Origin of the sequence: Pseudomonas sp. HR1, assembly GCF_030175875.1 — a bacterium.
GTDB lineage: Bacteria > Pseudomonadota > Gammaproteobacteria > Pseudomonadales > Pseudomonadaceae > Chryseomonas > Chryseomonas oryzihabitans.
In genome coordinates this window covers 115,280-130,496 of sequence record NZ_JASNRF010000006.1, presented here as the reverse complement: position 1 = coordinate 130,496, position 15,217 = coordinate 115,280, and the positions used below count along the sequence as shown (strand labels likewise).

Annotated in this window: 14 protein-coding genes; 10 read left to right on the top strand and 4 right to left on the bottom strand. The window is 69.4% G+C overall.

Annotated features, from left to right (window positions below; all coding sequences use genetic code 11):
* Positions 1–7 precede the first annotated feature (7 nt).
* The 5 genes from QKY98_RS20370 to QKY98_RS20350 all read left to right on the top strand — a co-directional run bounded on the left by QKY98_RS20370 (position 8) and on the right by QKY98_RS20350 (position 5,810).
* On the top strand, positions 8–685 hold the full coding sequence (locus QKY98_RS20370; protein WP_044341835.1) for a DUF1028 domain-containing protein: 678 nt from the start codon (positions 8–10) through the stop codon (positions 683–685).
* Positions 682–1,833 carry an acetylornithine deacetylase gene (gene argE, locus QKY98_RS20365; RefSeq protein WP_284671480.1) on the top strand — a complete coding sequence of 384 codons (1,152 nt, stop codon included), beginning with the start codon at positions 682–684 and terminating at the stop codon, positions 1,831–1,833. Before QKY98_RS20370 ends, argE begins: the two co-directional genes overlap by 4 nt.
* 316 nt (positions 1,834–2,149) lie before the next feature.
* Complete coding sequence (locus QKY98_RS20360) at positions 2,150–2,761, top strand: glutathione S-transferase family protein (protein ID WP_284671479.1); 612 nt, start codon at positions 2,150–2,152, stop codon at positions 2,759–2,761.
* A 45-nt stretch (positions 2,762–2,806) separates the two neighbouring features.
* Positions 2,807–4,858 carry a 2Fe-2S iron-sulfur cluster-binding protein gene (locus tag QKY98_RS20355; protein ID WP_284671478.1) on the top strand — a complete coding sequence of 684 codons (2,052 nt, stop codon included), beginning with the start codon at positions 2,807–2,809 and terminating at the stop codon, positions 4,856–4,858.
* 61 nt (positions 4,859–4,919) lie between these two features.
* Positions 4,920–5,810, top strand: a complete 891-nt coding sequence (locus QKY98_RS20350; protein WP_284671477.1) for a LysR family transcriptional regulator — start codon at positions 4,920–4,922, stop codon at positions 5,808–5,810.
* A 5-nt stretch (positions 5,811–5,815) separates the two neighbouring features.
* Here QKY98_RS20350 and QKY98_RS20345 read toward each other — a convergent pair whose 3' ends face one another.
* From QKY98_RS20345 to QKY98_RS20335, 3 genes are read right to left on the bottom strand one after another with little or no spacing between them, the layout of a single operon-like run.
* On the bottom strand, positions 5,816–7,273 hold the full coding sequence (locus QKY98_RS20345; RefSeq protein WP_502945095.1) for an aldehyde dehydrogenase family protein: 1,458 nt from the start codon (positions 7,271–7,273) through the stop codon (positions 5,816–5,818).
* Positions 7,274–7,302: 29 nt separating this feature from the next.
* The gene (locus QKY98_RS20340; protein WP_077172856.1) at positions 7,303–7,692 is read right to left on the bottom strand and encodes a RidA family protein; all 390 of its coding nucleotides are present in this window, start codon (positions 7,690–7,692) and stop codon (positions 7,303–7,305) included.
* Positions 7,682–8,818, bottom strand: a complete 1,137-nt coding sequence (locus QKY98_RS20335) for a DSD1 family PLP-dependent enzyme (RefSeq protein ID WP_284671475.1) — start codon at positions 8,816–8,818, stop codon at positions 7,682–7,684. Before QKY98_RS20335 ends, QKY98_RS20340 begins: the two co-directional genes overlap by 11 nt.
* A gap of 95 nt (positions 8,819–8,913) precedes the next feature.
* Here QKY98_RS20335 and QKY98_RS20330 point away from each other — a divergent pair, with 95 nt between their 5' ends.
* The 5 genes from QKY98_RS20330 to QKY98_RS20310 all read left to right on the top strand — a co-directional run bounded on the left by QKY98_RS20330 (position 8,914) and on the right by QKY98_RS20310 (position 14,271).
* A complete protein-coding gene (locus QKY98_RS20330) occupies positions 8,914–9,822 on the top strand; it encodes a LysR family transcriptional regulator (protein WP_115945735.1) in 909 nt (302 codons plus the stop codon).
* 143 nt (positions 9,823–9,965) lie between these two features.
* Positions 9,966–11,429 (top strand): NAD-dependent succinate-semialdehyde dehydrogenase, encoded by a 1,464-nt coding sequence (locus QKY98_RS20325; RefSeq protein WP_108581774.1) that lies wholly within the window; start codon positions 9,966–9,968, stop codon positions 11,427–11,429.
* Positions 11,430–11,572: 143 nt separating this feature from the next.
* Positions 11,573–12,862, top strand: a complete 1,290-nt coding sequence (gene gabT, locus QKY98_RS20320) for a 4-aminobutyrate--2-oxoglutarate transaminase (RefSeq protein WP_284671474.1) — start codon at positions 11,573–11,575, stop codon at positions 12,860–12,862.
* A gap of 198 nt (positions 12,863–13,060) precedes the next feature.
* Positions 13,061–13,750 carry an HAD family hydrolase gene (locus tag QKY98_RS20315; protein WP_027599290.1) on the top strand — a complete coding sequence of 230 codons (690 nt, stop codon included), beginning with the start codon at positions 13,061–13,063 and terminating at the stop codon, positions 13,748–13,750.
* A 29-nt stretch (positions 13,751–13,779) separates the two neighbouring features.
* Entirely contained in the window at positions 13,780–14,271 is a 492-nt protein-coding gene (locus tag QKY98_RS20310) for an Lrp/AsnC family transcriptional regulator (protein WP_007161776.1), read from the top strand.
* A 52-nt stretch (positions 14,272–14,323) separates the two neighbouring features.
* Here the strand turns inward: QKY98_RS20310 and QKY98_RS20305 are convergent, their stop codons facing one another.
* Positions 14,324–15,037 carry a cupin domain-containing protein gene (locus QKY98_RS20305; RefSeq protein WP_284671473.1) on the bottom strand — a complete coding sequence of 238 codons (714 nt, stop codon included), beginning with the start codon at positions 15,035–15,037 and terminating at the stop codon, positions 14,324–14,326.
* Between the last annotated feature and the right edge of the window lie 180 nt (positions 15,038–15,217).

The window sequence follows — 15,217 nt, the reverse complement described above, 5'->3', positions numbered from 1 at the left end:
CGCCGCCATGACCTTTTCCCTTACCGCCCGCTGCGCCGCCACCGGTCAATTCGGCATCGCCATCAGTTCGTCGAGCATCGCCGTGGGCGCCCGCTGCCCCTGGCTGCAGCCCGGTGTCGGCGCGGTCAGCTCGCAGAACATCACCCTGCCCGCCCTGGGGCCGCGCACCCTGGAGCGCCTGGCGCAAGGTCTGACACCCGCCGCGGCCCTGGCCGAGAGCCTGGCCGGCGATGGCTACGCCGAATATCGCCAGGTGACGGTCATCGACGCCCAGGGCCGCAGTGCCCATCACAGCGGGGCCCATACCCTGGGCGTGCACCAGGCCTTGAGCGGCCTGAACTGCGTGGGCGCCGGCAACATGCTGGCCAGCCCCGCGGTGGTGGAGGCGCTGGTGGCGAGCTTCGAAGCCACCCAGGGCACCCTCGCCGAGCGCCTGCTGCTGGCCATGCAGGCGGCGATGGCCGCCGGTGGCGAGGCCGGTCCGGTGCACTCGGCGGCGCTGCTGGTGGTGGGCGAGCCCAGCTGGCCCATCGTCAATCTGCGCGTCGACTGGGCCGAGACCGACCCCATTGGCGAGCTGGCGGCCCTGTGGCGCGCCTATGAACCCCAGTTGCAGGACTATCTCGACCGCGCGGTGCGTCCGGATCTCGCCCCCGGCTACGGCGTGCCGGGAGACGACCGATGAGCGCCAGCCAGAAGTTGCTGGCGCAGCTGGTGGCCTTCGACACCACCAGTCGCGAATCCAACCTGGCACTGATCGACTTCGTCGCCGGCTACCTGGATGGTTTCGGCGTACCCTATGAGCTGATCCATAACGCCGAGGGCACCAAGGCCAATCTGTTCGCCACCCTGGGACCGGCCGACGTGCCGGGCATCGTGCTCTCGGGGCATACCGACGTGGTGCCGGTGGACGGCCAGGCCTGGACCCGCCCCGCCTTCGAACTCAGTGAAGAAGAAGGCAGGCTCTATGGCCGCGGCACTGCCGACATGAAGGGCTTTCTGGCCTGCCTGCTGGCGCTGGTGCCCGCGGCCAGCCGCGCGGCCATGCGCCGCCCGCTGCACCTGGCGCTGTCCTATGACGAGGAAGTCGGCTGCCTGGGCGTGCGTAGCCTGCTCGACCAGTTGGCCCAGCGCCCGGTCAAGCCGCTGCTGTGCCTGATCGGCGAACCCACCGAGCTCAAGCCCGTGCTCGGCCACAAGGGCAAGGTGGCCATGCGCTGCCAGGTGCACGGCGCGGCCTGTCATTCGGCCTATGCGCCCGAGGGCGTCAACGCTGTCGAATACGCCGCGCGCCTGGTCGTCGAACTGGGCCGGCTTGGGGAGGCGCTCAAGGCCCCGCAAGACCAGGATCCACGCTTCGACCCGCCCTTCTCCACGGTGCAGACCGGCCTGATCACCGGCGGCCAGGCCCTGAACATTGTGCCAGAGGACTGCACCTTCGATTTCGAGATCCGCGCCCTGCCCGCCCAGGATCCCTATCAGGTGATCCACCAGCTCCAGGCCCATGCCGAAGCGATCCTGCTACCGGCCATGCGCGCCATCAGCGGTCAGAGCGCCATCCGCTTTACCGAGCTGTCCAGCTATCCCGGCCTGGATACCGCCGTCGAAAGCGAGGCGGCCGAATGGGTCGCGCAATTCTGTGGCTCCCGCGACTTCGGCACGGTGGCCTTCGGCACCGAAGGCGGTCTGTTCGCCGCGGCCGGTATGCCCACCGTGGTCTGCGGCCCCGGCAGCATGGCCCAGGGGCACAAGCCCGACGAATTCGTCACCCAGGCGCAACTGGACGGCTGCGATGCCATGTTGGGGCGGGTGCTGGCCTTCGCCTGCCGCTAGGTCCTGTACGAAATGTGCCTGCGCTCGGTAATGCTTCGTTGAAAAAGGCCTGGATCGCCAGCCCGGTCGCAATGCTCATTTACCGGTCGTGAACTCGAGCGCGAGCCCGGTCCGCTTCCTCAGCCTTTTTCGTGGGGCCGCCTAGGCCTCGCCTGACCTTCGCTCGGCGACTTTTCGTACAGAACCTAACCTGATCATTCCATTTTGCGGAATGCTGAACTGACGAGAAGGCCGATTCCCACGAAAGCCATCTGATCCCAAGCTGGTAGCACGAATCGGGACCACCCTCGGCCCGATGCCTGCCAGGAGTTGGATCATGAAGCTCTACCACCTGCCGTTATCCGGTCATGCCCATCGCGCCGTGCTGTTCGCCTCGTTGCTGGGCCTCGCGCCCGAACTGGTCGAGGTCGATCTCGCGGCCGGCGAGCACCGCACCCCGGCGTTCCTCGCCCTCAACCCCTTCGGCCAGGTGCCGGTGCTGGAGGACGATGGCGTGATCGTCGCCGACTCCAACGCCATCCTCGTCTACCTGGCGAAGAAACTGGGCCGCACCGACTGGCTGCCGGAAGACCCGGCCGGGACCGCCGCCGTCCAGCGCTGGCTGTCGGTGGCCGCGGGCGAACTGGCCTATGGCCCGGCAGCGGCGCGGTTGATCACGGTGTTCGGTGCCCGTCTGAATCCCGAGGAAGTCATCGCCCGCGCCCACGTCCTTCTGGAGCGGATGGAGGCTCATCTAGCGAACCGCGACTGGCTGGCCGCCGATCACCCGACCATCGCCGACGTCGCCCTCTACAGCTACCTGGCCGGAGCGCCGGAAGGCAACGTGGACCTGGCGCCCTATACCGCTGTGCGGGCCTTTCTGCAGCGGCTGGAAGCCCTGCCGGGCTTCGTGCCCTTCCCGCAGACGGCTGCCGGTCTGCGCGCCTGAAGCAGCTGGATCATCCGCCTTCCCCCATCGCGAGGAGCCACCTCGATGAGCACGCCCCTGAACGCCCTGCCCACCTGGCACCCCGGCGAAACCGCCCTGCAGGAGCGCGTCGGCGTCCGCCAGCGGATGGCCGAGGTCGGCCCGCGGGTGATCCGCAGCTTCATGCCCGACCAGCATCGCGCCTTCTACCAGCAACTGCCCTTCCTGGTGCTGGGTAGCGTGGACGCGACCGGCGCGGCCTGGGCGACGATCCTGGAAGGCGCGCCGGGCTTCGTCAGCGCACCGACGCCAACGCGGCTGGATATCTCGGCCAGCCTAGCGGCAGGTGATCCGGCCGGCACCGGCCTGGCGGATGGCGCCGCCGTGGGACTGCTGGGTATCGAGCTGCACACCCGGCGCCGTAACCGCGTCAACGGCGAGGTCGAGCTGACGCCCCGGGGCCTGCGGGTGACCGTGGACCAGAGCTTCGGCAACTGCCCGCGCTACATCCAGCTGCGCGACCTGCAACCCAACCAACCACCGGATCAGACGCCCGCTCCGGCCGTCGAACCCCTCGAGACGCTGGATGAGGCGGCACGCCAGCTGATCGAAGGGACCGATACCTTCTTCGTCGCCTCCTATGCCGAGCAGGAGGGCCGGCGCCGGGTGGACGTCTCCCACCGTGGCGGCAAGCCGGGCTTCGTCCGGGTGGATGCCGAGGGCGTGCTGACCATTCCCGACTTCAATGGCAACCTGTTCTTCAACACCCTGGGCAACATCGCTGTCAACGGTCAGGCCGGACTGCTGTTCGTCGACGACGAGCGCGGCGACCTGCTGCAGTTGAGCGGCACCGCCGAGGTGCTGTTCGACTCGCCGGAGATCGCCGCCTTCGAGGGCGCCGAACGCCTCTGGACCTTTCGCCCGCAACGTATCGTCCGTCGCCGCGGCACCCTGACCCTGCGCTGGCGGGCGCGGGCCGGGGGCGAGTCGAACAGCAACCAGCTGACCGGCAGCTGGGCGCAGGCGCGCGAGCGCCTGCTGAGCCGTGAACTCGGCAACCGCTGGCGACCCTTGCGCGTCATCCGCATCGTCGAGGAGAGCGCCACCATCCGCTCCTTCCATCTCGCCGCGGCAGACGGCACCGCCTTGCCGCCCGCCCAGGCCGGCCAGTTCCTGCCGGTACGCCTCACTCCGGTCGCCGGCCAGGCCCCGGCGCTGCGTAGCTATAGCCTCTCCAGCGCGCCGGCCGACGGGCACTACCGCATCAGCGTCAAGCGCGAGGGGCTGGTGTCCACCTGGCTGCACGATCAGCTGCGCGAGGGCGATCTGCTCGACACGCGTCCGCCGGCGGGGGACTTCACCCTGACCGCCGCCGACCAGTCCCTGGTTCTGCTGGCGGCCGGCATCGGCATCACCCCGCTGCTGGCGATGCTCAGGCACCTGGTCCACGAAGGACGCCGGACCCAGCGCCAGCGCCCGATCACCCTCTTCTACGGCGCCCGGTCGAAGGCCGAGCGCGCCTTCGATGCGGAACTGGCCGAATTGGTGGCCACCGCCGGAGGCTCGCTGCGCCTGGTGCGGGCGCTGAGCGATACCCGCGGGGCCGTGGCGGATACCGACTACGAGGTGGCCGGACGGATCGACCTGGGCGTGCTGGGCCGCTTCCTGCCCTTCGGCGATCACACCTTCTACCTCTGCGGCCCTGCGGCCTTCACCCAGGCACTGTACGACGGCCTGCGTGGTTACGGCATCGAGGACACGCGTATCCATGCCGAAGCCTTCGGTCCGGCGGCGCTGCGCCGCAGTCAGCCCCTGGAAGCGGCGGCTCCTGTGCGTCCAGCCGCGGCCACGGACAGTGTGCCGGTGGTCTTCACCGCCTCGCTCAAGGAAGCGCGCTGGACACCCGCGGCAGGCTCGCTGCTGGAGCTGGCCGAAGCCCGAGGCCTCGACCCCGCCTTCAGCTGCCGCGAAGGCCATTGCGGCAGCTGCCGGACACGGCTGCTCGGCGGCGCCGTCACCTATGCGCGGGAGCCGGTGGCGCGGGTCGCCGACGGCGAGGCGTTGCTGTGCTGCGCGGTGCCGGCGGCTGGCACCGACCGCCTGGAGCTCGATCTGTGATCCGTGCCGCCTAAAGTTGACTACCATGGAGCCTGGTCGACAAGACAGGACGGCGAGGCAGATGGATCGTTGGCAGGCGATGCGCGTGTTCGTGAAGGTGGCGGAATCCGAGAGTTTCGCCCGTACCGCCCGGGAGCTGCACCTGAGCGCACCGGCGGTGACCCGCCTGGTGGCGGCGCTGGAGGAGCTGGTCGGCGCGCGCCTGCTGGTGCGCACCACCCGTTCGGTCAGGCCCACCGAAGCCGGCGCCCGCTACCTGCAGGATTGCCGGCGCATCCTCGCCGACATCGCCGAGGCGGAGCTGGCCGCGGCCGGCCACTACGCCAAGCCGGTCGGCACCCTGACCATCACCGCCCCGCTGCTGTTCGGGCAGCTGCACGTGCTGCCGCTGCTGCTGGACTATCTCGAACGCTATCCGCAGATGCGCGCCCGCACCTTCTTCGTCGACCGGCCGGTGAACATCGTCGAGGAAGGGATGGACGTCGCCCTGCGCATCGGTCACCTGCCCGATTCGGGCTTCACCGCCATCCAGGTCGGGCGCGTGCGCCGGGTGGTCTGCGCCGCCCCCGACTATCTGCAGGCCCAGGGCATCCCCGCTACCCCTGCCGCGCTGCGTGAGCACCGCATCCTGGTGTCCCACAGCGCCTGGTCATCACCGGAATGGCGCTTTGCCGGTGGGCAACGGGTGAGCGTCGATCCGCTGCTGCACTGCAACACCAACGAGGCCGCCATCAGCGCGGCCAGGGCCGGTCGCGGCCTCACCCGGGTCCTGCACTACCAGATCGCGCCGGCCCTGGCCGAAGGCGCGCTGCAGATTGTCCTCGCCGAGCACGAGGAAGCGCCGCTGCCGATCCACCTCATTTACCCCGAAGGCCGCCAGGCACCGGCCAAGGTAAGGGCCTTCATCGACCTGGCGGTGGCGGCGCTCAGGGACAATCCGCTGTTCGCCTGACACCCTCAGTGGCCGAGGATCGCTTTGGTCTCCAGGTACTCCTCCAGGCCGTGGACGCCATATTCGCGCCCGTTGCCGGAACGCTTGTAGCCGCCGAAGGGTGCCCAGGGGTTCCAGGCCGGATAGTTGAGATGGACCTGCCCGGCGCGCAGACGGGCCGCTACCGCGGCGACCTGGTCAGGGTCCCGACCCTGGACGTGGGCGCTGAGGCCATAGCGGCTGTCGTTGGCGATGGCGATGGCCTGGTCGAGCGAGCTGTAGGGCAGCAGGCAGAGCACCGGCCCGAAGATTTCCTCCTGGGCGATGCGCATCCCCGAGGTAACCGCCGAAAACACCGTGGGGCGCGCATAGAAGCCGGTGGTGCAGCCATCCGGGCGACCCGGTCCGCCGCAGACCAGCCTGGCGCCCTCTGCCAGACCGCTCTCGATCAGCGCCTGCACCCGGGCGAACTGGGCGCCATTGGCCAGCGGGCCGAGGGTCGTCGCGGGCGCCTGGGGGTCACCGACCACGAGGCCCGCCACGGTGGCTGCCGCCAGGCGCTCCACCTCGGTCAACTGGGCCTGAGGCACCAGCATCCGCGTCGGCGCGCTGCAGGATTGGCCGCTGTTGCGGAAGGCCGCCAGCACGCCCTTGGCCACCGCCTCCGGCAGATCGGCATCGGGCAGCAGCAGGTTGGGCGACTTGCCGCCCAGTTCCTGGGTCACGCGCTTGACCGTAAGGGCGGCGGCCTGGGCCACCTGGACCCCGGCGCGATTGGAGCCGGTGATGGAAATCATGTCGACATCGGGATGCTCGGCCAGCGCCGCGCCGACCGTTGGCCCGTCGCCGTTGACCAGGTTGAACACCCCCGCCGGGATCCCCGCGTCATGAACCGCCTGGGCGAACAGCAGGGCGCTCAGCGGGGCCAGTTCACTGGGCTTGAGCACCACCGTGCAGCCGGCGGCCAGCGCCGGCGCGACCTTGGCGGTGATCTGGTAGAGCGGCCAGTTCCAGGGCGTGATGAGCGCGCAGACGCCGATGGGCTCACGCCTGAGACGCAAGGCACCGTCGGCGCGCTCGAAGGCGTAGTCGCTCACCACCTCGCGTGCCACGCGCAGGTGTTCCAGGGCCAGGGGCACCTGCAGGGCCCGGGCCGCGGCGAGGGGCGCACCCATCTCCCGTGAAATCACCTGGGTGAAGGTGTCGGCACGCTGTGCCAGCAGGGTCTGCAGGCGCTCCAGCCGTTGGGCGCGAGCGGCCGGCGTCTGCCCGGACCAGGCGTCGAAGGCGCCGCGGGCGGCCTGCACCGCCTGGTCGACTTCCGCGGCGCCGCCAAGGGCCACCTCGGCGAGCGCGCGTTCGGTCGCGGGATCCGTCACCGTGGCCCGGGCGGCGCCAGGCACCGGCACCCAGCGGCCGGCGAGATAACAGCAGCGGGTCACTTGGGGATCGATCAACGTTTGCAACGAAGGGTCCAGCAGCATGAGGGGAGCTCCCAGATGGCGACGGGCGATCAGTCGGCGCGCGCCAGCGCCTCGATCTCGACGAGATAACCATGGTGCAACTGCGGCACCGGCACCACCGCCCGCGCCGGCCGGTGTTCGCCCAGGAATCCGGCATAGAGGCGGTCGAAGGTAGGCCAGTGCTCGATGCCGACGACATAGACGGTCACCTTGAGCAGATCCTGCGGCCCCCGCCCGGCCGCGGCCAGGATGGCGCAGAGGTTGTCCAGGGCGATCTGGGCCTGCTCAGCGAAACTCGCCGCGACCGCATGGCTGCCGTCGGGTCGTACCGGCAGTTGCCCGGATACATGGAGCAGCCCCTGGTAGGCCACCGCCTGGGAATAGTGGCCGCCCGGTAGCGCCGCGGCCGCGGTCTGGATGAAGCGCGTATCAGCGGCCATGCAGGCGACTCCAGGGGGTGACCGCGCCGCTGGCGTCCACGGCGTGATAGCGCTCGAACTGGCCGCCGGTGGCGCAGGCATGGTTGGGCAGGATGCGCAGGCGGCTGCCCACCGGGAAGCGCTGCTCCAGATCATCTGGGCAGCCCCCGGCGAAGCTGACGATGCCATGCTCCTGGTTGGCACCGGTCAGCAGGGCCCCTTCGAGCCAGCGGCCGTCCAGGGTGCAGACCTGGCCATAGCCGAAGTCACGCCGCTGCCGCTGGGTGCCCCGGTCGCGACTGAGGGCCATCCAGCCGGCGTCCACCAGCACCCAGCCTTTCTCCACCTGATGGCCAATCACCGTGGTCAGGACGCTCAGCGCCAGATCCTCGGCCTGGCAGATGCCGACGTTATGCATCACCAGGTCCTGGAAGACGTAGACCCCGGCGCGGACTTCGGTAACCCCGGTCAGATCCAGGGCCGACAGCGCCGTGGGCGTCGAGCCGATACTGACCTGCGGACAGGCCAGGCCCTGGGCACGCAGCCGCTCGGCCGCCGCCACGCAACAGGCGCGCTCCTGCTCGGCCAGGGCCTGCAGCGCCTGGGGGTCGTCCAGCTCGTAGCTGGAGCCGGCATGGGTGAGCACCCCCGCCAGGCGCATGCCACCCGCGCTCAGCAGCTCAACGATCTGCACCAGCCGGGGATCGTCCGGTTGCAGGCCCGCGCGATGTCCATCGCAGTCGATCTCCAGCCAGACCTCGAAGGCTTCGTCGTAGCGCTGGCCGGCCGCGACGATGGCCTGGGCCCCGGCCAGGCTGTCGGTCAGGATGCCTAGCCGACAACCCTGCCGCCGCAGCGTGCTGACCTGTTCCAGCCGCGCCGGGGCAATGGTCACGGCGTAGAGCACGTCGGTGATGCCCAGGGCGAAACAGGCCTCGGCCTCCTGGAGGGTGGAGACGGTCACGCCCTGGGCGCCCGCCGCCAGTTGCCGGCGGATGACCGCCTCGCTCTTGCTGGTCTTCACATGGGGCCGCAGGCGGACGCCGAGGGCGTTCATGCGCGCCTGCATGAGGTGGATGTTGCGCATCATCCGGGCTTCGTCGATGAGCGCGGCAGGGGTATCGAGGGTGAGCAGGGAGAGGGTCATGGCAAGGACTCGACCGGTGGGCGATGGGCGAACTGTAGCCGCCCTTCGTTAACCTGTGATTCAATCCTGCTGATGCATTCCTTTAGTCCAGATTAATGATCGCCATCGAAGACCTGCGCCTGGTGGTACTCCTGGCCCGCTGTGATTCCCTCAGCGCGGCGGCGCGCGCCCTCAACGTCTCGCCGCCCGCGCTCTCCACCCGCCTGCGCAAACTGGAGGCACGGCTGGGGGTGGCCCTGGCCAATCGCGATGCCCGGCGGCTGAGCCTGACCCCCGACGGCGAGCGCTTCGCCCAGCAATGCAGCGAACTGCTCGAACGCCTGGAGGCCTTGCCCGACACCTTCGCCCGCCAGGATCGGCAGCTGGTGGGCACCCTGCGCCTCGCCGCGCCCTTCGGCTACGGCCGCCAGCGCATCGCCCCGCTGCTGGCGCGCTTCGCCGTGTTGCATCCGCAGCTGCGCCTGCAACTGGACCTGCGCGAGACCCCCTGGCCCGACCGGCACGACAGCGATGCGGTCATTCATATCGGCGCCATCGACGACAGCTCCTGGATCGCCAAGACCCTGGCCCACAACGAACGCTGGCTGTGCGCCAGTCCGACCTACCTGGAGCAGCACGGCCTGCCGCAGGGGCCCAGGGCGCTGCTGCAGCACCGCTGCATCTGCATCCGCGAGAACGACGAGGACGTGACCCTCTGGCAACTGCGCAACGACCAGGAGCGCCAGACGCTGCGCATCGAACCGGCGCTGCTCACCAACGATGGCAGCGTGGCCCGACGCTGGGCCGAACAGGGTCTGGGCATCGTGCTGCGTTCCCAGTGGGACGTCGCCGATGCCATCGCGCGCGGCGCCCTGGTCCGGCTGCTGCCGGCGTGGCGCTTCGACAGCGCGCCCATCACCCTCCTGGTCCCCGCCCGCAAACAGCGCAGTGCCCGCCTCCAGGCGCTGGCCAACTTCCTCGACCTGGCGGTGAAGGGGCTGGACGCGGGCGCGGACCCTCACTAGCGGCCGGCCAGGAAGCCACCGCACAAAGTGCGGCAACGTCGCCGCGAACGCGTTCGGCACCGGTTCACAGCGGTCGATTTCGGCATTCGCCACCGCCACCCCTCCCTAGACTCAGGGCCTGACCTGCCACTGGGAGCGCCACCATGCCGCTGCACCTCGATCTGCGGGATCCCCGCCTGTTCAAAGCTTCCGCCTATGTCGACGGCCACTGGATCGCCGCCGACAACGGCGCCACCTTTGCCGTGGACAACCCCGCCACCGGCGAGACCCTCGCCGAGGTGGCCGCCCTGGAGGCGGTGGAAACCGCCCGCGCCATCGCCGCGGCGGAGGCCGCCTGGCCGGCCTGGCGCGAGCGTCCGGCCGCCGAGCGCGCGGCCCTGCTGGAGCGCTGGCACGCGCTGATGCTGGAGCACCAGGACGACCTTGCCCTGCTGATGACCCTGGAACAGGGCAAGCCACTGGCCGAGGCCCGTGGCGAGATCGCCTATGGCGCCAGCTTCGTCAAATGGTTCGCCGAGGAAGCCCGACGCAGCTTTGGCGATATCCTGCCCGCACCGGCCCGGGATCGCCGGGTGCTGGTGCTGCGGCAACCGGTGGGGGTCGCTGCCGCCATCACCCCGTGGAATTTCCCCAACGCCATGATCACCCGCAAGGCCGCCCCGGCGCTCGCCGCCGGCTGCCCGGTGGTGATCAAGCCCTCGGATCTCACCCCGCTGTCGGCCCTGGCGCTAGCCGAGCTGGCCGATCGCGCCGGCTTTCCGCCCGGCGTATTCAACGTGGTCACCGGGATGCCCGCCGGCATCGGCGGTGAACTGACCGGCAATCCGGCGGTGCGCAAGCTGTCCTTTACCGGCTCCACGCGCATCGGCCAGCTGCTGCTGGCGCAGTGTGCGGCCACGGTGAAGCGCACCAGCATGGAACTGGGCGGCAATGCGCCCTTCATCGTCTTCGATGACGCCGACCTGGACCTCGCCATCGCCGGGGTACTGCAGAGCAAATTCCGCAACGCCGGCCAGACCTGCGTCTGCGCCAACCGCATCCTGGTGCAGGACGGCATCCACGACCGTTTCGCCGAGCGGCTCGCTGCCGAAGTGGCCAAGTTCAAGGTGGGCAACGGCCTGGAGGCCGGCGTGACCCTCGGTCCGCTGATCAATCGCCTGGCGGTGGACAAGGTCGCGCGTCATGTCGACGACGCCCTGACCCTGGGCGCCAAGGCCCTGTTCGGCGGCTTGCCCAGCGGTCGCGACCAGTTCGTCGCCCCCACGGTGCTCACCGGCGCCACGGCGGACATGCTGCTGGCCCGCGAGGAGACCTTCGGCCCGGTGGCGCCGCTGTTCCGCTTCCGCGACGAAGCCGAGGCGCTGGCGCTGGCCAATGCCACGCCCTATGGCCTGGGCGCCTACTACTACACCCAGGACCTGCGCCGCGCCTGGCGTGTCGGCGAGCAGCTGGAATTCGGCATGGTGGCGCTCAACACCGGCACCCTGTCGATGGAGGTCGCGCCCTTCGGGGGAGTGAAGCAATCCGGCCTGGGCCGCGAAGGCTCGCACCTGGGGCTGGACGAGTACCTGGAAGTGAAGGCCTGGCACCTCGGCGGCCTCGACTGAAAGCCACCGGCGGCAGGCAACCGAAAATGCCGCCACTCCCAAGCAAAACAGCCGATCACGATGCCGGGGCCGGCAACTTCAGCGTTACCGACCCTGCGGCCTGCGTAGGCTGGAACTCTCGCCCCTGCCTGGAGTATCGCTGCATGAATTCCGCTGCCAAAGCCACCGACCGCCTGCTGGGCCTTCGCGAACAAGGCGTTCCCCGCGGCATCATCACCGCCCATCCCGTCGTGGTGGCCCGCGCCCAGGGCAGCGAAGTCTGGGACGTGGACGGTCGCCGCTACCTCGACTTCGTCGGCGGCATCGGCGTGCTCAATGTCGGTCACAACCACCCACGGGTGGTGGAGGCCGTGCGCCGTCAGGTCGGGGAGATCTCCCACGCCAGCTTCCAGGTAATGGCCTACGAGCCCTACCTGGAGCTGGCCAATCGTCTCAACACCCTCATCGGCAACGGCGAAGCCTACAAGACGCTGCTGCTGACCTCCGGCGCCGAAGCCGTGGAAAATGCCATCAAGATCGCCCGCGCCCACACCAAAAGGCCCGGGGTGATCGCCTTTCGCGGCGGCTTCCACGGTCGCACCCTGCTCGGCGTAACCCTCACCGGCTTCGCCCAGCCCTACAAGCAGAACTTCGGCCCCTTCCCCGGTGACATCTACCACGCGCCCTACCCCGATGCCTTCCGCGGAGTGGGTAGCCAGCAGGCCCTGGCCGGCTTGCGCGAGGTCTTCGCCACCCAGGTTGCGCCCGACCAGGTGGCCGCGATTCTGATCGAACCGGTGCAGGGCGATGGCGGCTTCCGCCCGGCGCCGGTGGAATTCCTCCAGGCGCTGCGTGCCCTCTGCGACCAGCACGGCATCGTGCTCATCGCCGACGAGATCCAGACCGGCTTCGGTCGCACCGGCAGCCTGTTCGCCTTCCAGCAGACCGGCGTCCAGCCCGATCTGGTGACGGTGGCCAAGAGCCTGGCCGGGGGCCTGCCGCTCTCCGGAGTGGTCGGGCGCGCCGCCATCATGGACGCGCCCCTGCCCGGCGGTCTCGGCGGCACCTATGGCGGCAACGCCCTGGCCTGCGCCGCGGCCCTGGCGGTGCTGGACGTGTTCGAGGATGAGGACCTGGTCGCCCGTGGCGTCGCCCTCGGCGAGCAGCTGCGCAGCGGTCTGCTCGCGCTGCAGCAGCGGCATCCACGCATCGGCGAGGTGCGCGGCCGCGGCTTCATGCTGGCGGTGGAGATGGTCGGCGCCGATGGCCACAGCCCGGACGCTGCCCTCGCCCAGCAGGTCATCGACGGCGCCCGCCAGGCGGGCCTGCTGGTGATCAAGTGCGGTGTCGAACGCAACGTCATCCGCTTCCTGGCACCGCTGGTGACCACCGAGGCACAACTGGCCGAGGCCTTGCACATGTTCGGCCAAGCCCTCGCCCAGGCCGGTGCCTGAGAAGCTGCTCACGATCTCGCGAGCTCGAGCCAAACAAGGCGAAAACGCCTGAGAAAGCGCAGTTTACAGGCGGTAAATGAGCATTTTGAAGGCGTTTTCAACGCAGTTCGACCGACGCGCAGCAGATCGTGGGCGGCTTCTGAGGTTGAACGTAACGCCGCCTGGCATCGGCAGAGCGGCGCCAAGGGGAAACCGACCATGAGAATCACGCGTTACCAGGCCATAGGCTTTTCCTGCTACGGCACCCTCGTCGACCGCGAAGGGGGCATCCTCGAAGCCCTGCGCCCCCTTGTGGCGCAGGCGGGCCTCAGCACCCATCCCGACTGGCTCCTCGGCAGCTATCACCGCCTCGCCCGCGAGTTGCGCCAGGCCACGCCCAACGCCAGCCAGACCAGCCTGCACCTGCGTATCCACCAGCGTCTGGCGCAAGAGTTGCAGCAGGAAGCCGACCTGGATGCCAGCGTGGCCTTTGGAAACGCCACGTCGTGCTGGCCGGTGTTCGAGGATGCGCCGGGCGCGCTGCAGTACCTGAGCAAGTTCTATCGATTGGTGTTGCTGGCCTCGCCCGATGACGGCGACGCCGCAGCGGTCACGGCGCGGCTGCCCGAGGTGTTCGCCGCCGTGATCCCCAACCGCGGCGGTGATCTGCGCCTGGCGCTGGACAACACCCTGGAGGAGCTTGGCCTGGCGCGTGGGGATCTGCTGCCGGTAAGAGGCAGCGAACCGGACGACCCCTGGAACCCCCTGGTGGATTTTCCGCTGTGTACCTTGCGCCGCGATCGCTCGCGGCCCTGGAACCTTTCACGGCAGGCCCTGGATGGCACGCGGTGCGAGTACGCGAGTCTCGCCGATCTGGTGCATGCGCATCAGACCGCCCTGCGTGCCTAGCCTGACGTTCACGACTGCGAGGAACGACGATGGACGCCGCAACAAAACTGGACCGCATCGACATCAACATCCTGGTGCAACTGCAGAAGGATGGCCGGATGACCAATGTCAGTCTCGCCGAAGCCGTGGGCCTCTCCCCCAGCCCCTGCCTGCAGCGCGTCAAGCGCCTGGAGGCGGCCGGCTACATCAGCGGCTACGAAGCCCACGTCAACCTCGCCAAGATCGCCAACTCGGTGACGGTCTTCACCGAGGTCACCCTTTCCGACCACAAGCGCGCCGATTTCGTGAAGTTCGAGTCCTTCATCCGCGGGGTCGACGAGATCCTCGAATGCCACCTCATCAGCGGCGGCTACGACTACCTGCTGCGCTTCATGTGCAGCAGCATCGGCCACTACCAGGAGCTGATGGAATCCATCCTCGACCGCAACGTCGGCATCGAGAAGTACTTCAGCTACATCGTCATCAAGTCGCCGGTGGTCAAGAACGCCCTGCCGCTGCGCAGCCTGATCAAGGCCGGCTGACCTCCCTCGCCGCGGCGCTCCGCCAGCATCCCGCTGCCGGAGCGCCCTCTTCTCAGCGCAGGATGCAATACAGCTTGCGCACCCGCTCCCGGCTGTCCCAGGCCATGGCCGTTTCCGCCGGTACCAGCACCGCCTCGCCCGCGTTGACCGTGCAGGGCGCTTCGCCCTCGACCGCGAGGGTCACGGCGCCGGCATAGAGCAGCATCAGCTCGCAGTGGGGATTGCTCACCGCCTTGCGCGTATAGGCCGTGCACTCCCACATCCCGACCCGCAGGGCCCCGCCACCGCTTTCGAACAGGTCGCAGCCGGTGGCCGTGGGCTCGGGACTGAGCAGTACGCTGGCCGCCGGCGGCGGTGAGGGTTCGCGCGGCGCCGAGGGATCCAGCAGCACGGGTGCCTGGGGCATCGGGCCTTCGCTGGCCCGGCCGGGAAAGGCCATGAACAGACGCCGCAATTCGCCGCTGTGACGCCAGCGGCAGCTCAGGCCACGCGGCAGGATGAAGGCATCGCCGGCCTTGAGGTGCAGGGCATTCCCCTCCCATTCCAGTTGCAACTCCCCGGCCTCGATGAGGCTGACTTCCACCCAGGGGTAGTCGTCCAGCCGGCAATCGGCGGAATGGGCGACGGCGCTGCCCATCACATAGCCCAGGCGGCCATCGTGCAGGTGCAATTCGCGGCCGGCGGCCAGGGGATCATCGTGCAGCGGCTGGAGCGCCCGGGGCAGCTGGCGGTCACCGGGCGGCAGACAATAGTGCAGCAAGGGCATGGCGGATCCTCACGTCGAGCGGCGCGGCAGGGGCGCCGCGGACCCGGCCAGTATCGACTCGCAAGGCACCGGGGTTATGGCGTTTGCGCCCTGGGCCGGCACAGAAGCTGCCGTTTTTACCAGATGCGGCGCAGTTTCCACCGCACCACCGATCATGGCGGCGGCAGCAGGGAATTCGGG

Excerpts from the sequence above, each read along its gene's own strand:
- QKY98_RS20370 (WP_044341835.1), top strand. The coding sequence starts at position 8 with ATGACCTTTTCCCTTACCGCCCGCTGCGCCGCCACCGGTCAATTCGGC.
- argE (WP_284671480.1), top strand. The coding sequence starts at position 682 with ATGAGCGCCAGCCAGAAGTTGCTGGCGCAGCTGGTGGCCTTCGACACC.
- QKY98_RS20360 (WP_284671479.1), top strand. The coding sequence starts at position 2,150 with ATGAAGCTCTACCACCTGCCGTTATCCGGTCATGCCCATCGCGCCGTG.
- QKY98_RS20355 (WP_284671478.1), top strand. The coding sequence starts at position 2,807 with ATGAGCACGCCCCTGAACGCCCTGCCCACCTGGCACCCCGGCGAAACC.
- QKY98_RS20350 (WP_284671477.1), top strand. The coding sequence starts at position 4,920 with ATGGATCGTTGGCAGGCGATGCGCGTGTTCGTGAAGGTGGCGGAATCC.
- QKY98_RS20345 (WP_502945095.1), bottom strand. The coding sequence starts at position 7,273 with ATGCTGCTGGACCCTTCGTTGCAAACGTTGATCGATCCCCAAGTGACC.
- QKY98_RS20340 (WP_077172856.1), bottom strand. The coding sequence starts at position 7,692 with ATGGCCGCTGATACGCGCTTCATCCAGACCGCGGCCGCGGCGCTACCG.
- QKY98_RS20335 (WP_284671475.1), bottom strand. The coding sequence starts at position 8,818 with ATGACCCTCTCCCTGCTCACCCTCGATACCCCTGCCGCGCTCATCGAC.
- QKY98_RS20330 (WP_115945735.1), top strand. The coding sequence starts at position 8,914 with ATGATCGCCATCGAAGACCTGCGCCTGGTGGTACTCCTGGCCCGCTGT.
- QKY98_RS20325 (WP_108581774.1), top strand. The coding sequence starts at position 9,966 with ATGCCGCTGCACCTCGATCTGCGGGATCCCCGCCTGTTCAAAGCTTCC.
- gabT (WP_284671474.1), top strand. The coding sequence starts at position 11,573 with ATGAATTCCGCTGCCAAAGCCACCGACCGCCTGCTGGGCCTTCGCGAA.
- QKY98_RS20315 (WP_027599290.1), top strand. The coding sequence starts at position 13,061 with ATGAGAATCACGCGTTACCAGGCCATAGGCTTTTCCTGCTACGGCACC.
- QKY98_RS20310 (WP_007161776.1), top strand. The coding sequence starts at position 13,780 with ATGGACGCCGCAACAAAACTGGACCGCATCGACATCAACATCCTGGTG.
- QKY98_RS20305 (WP_284671473.1), bottom strand. The coding sequence starts at position 15,037 with ATGCCCTTGCTGCACTATTGTCTGCCGCCCGGTGACCGCCAGCTGCCC.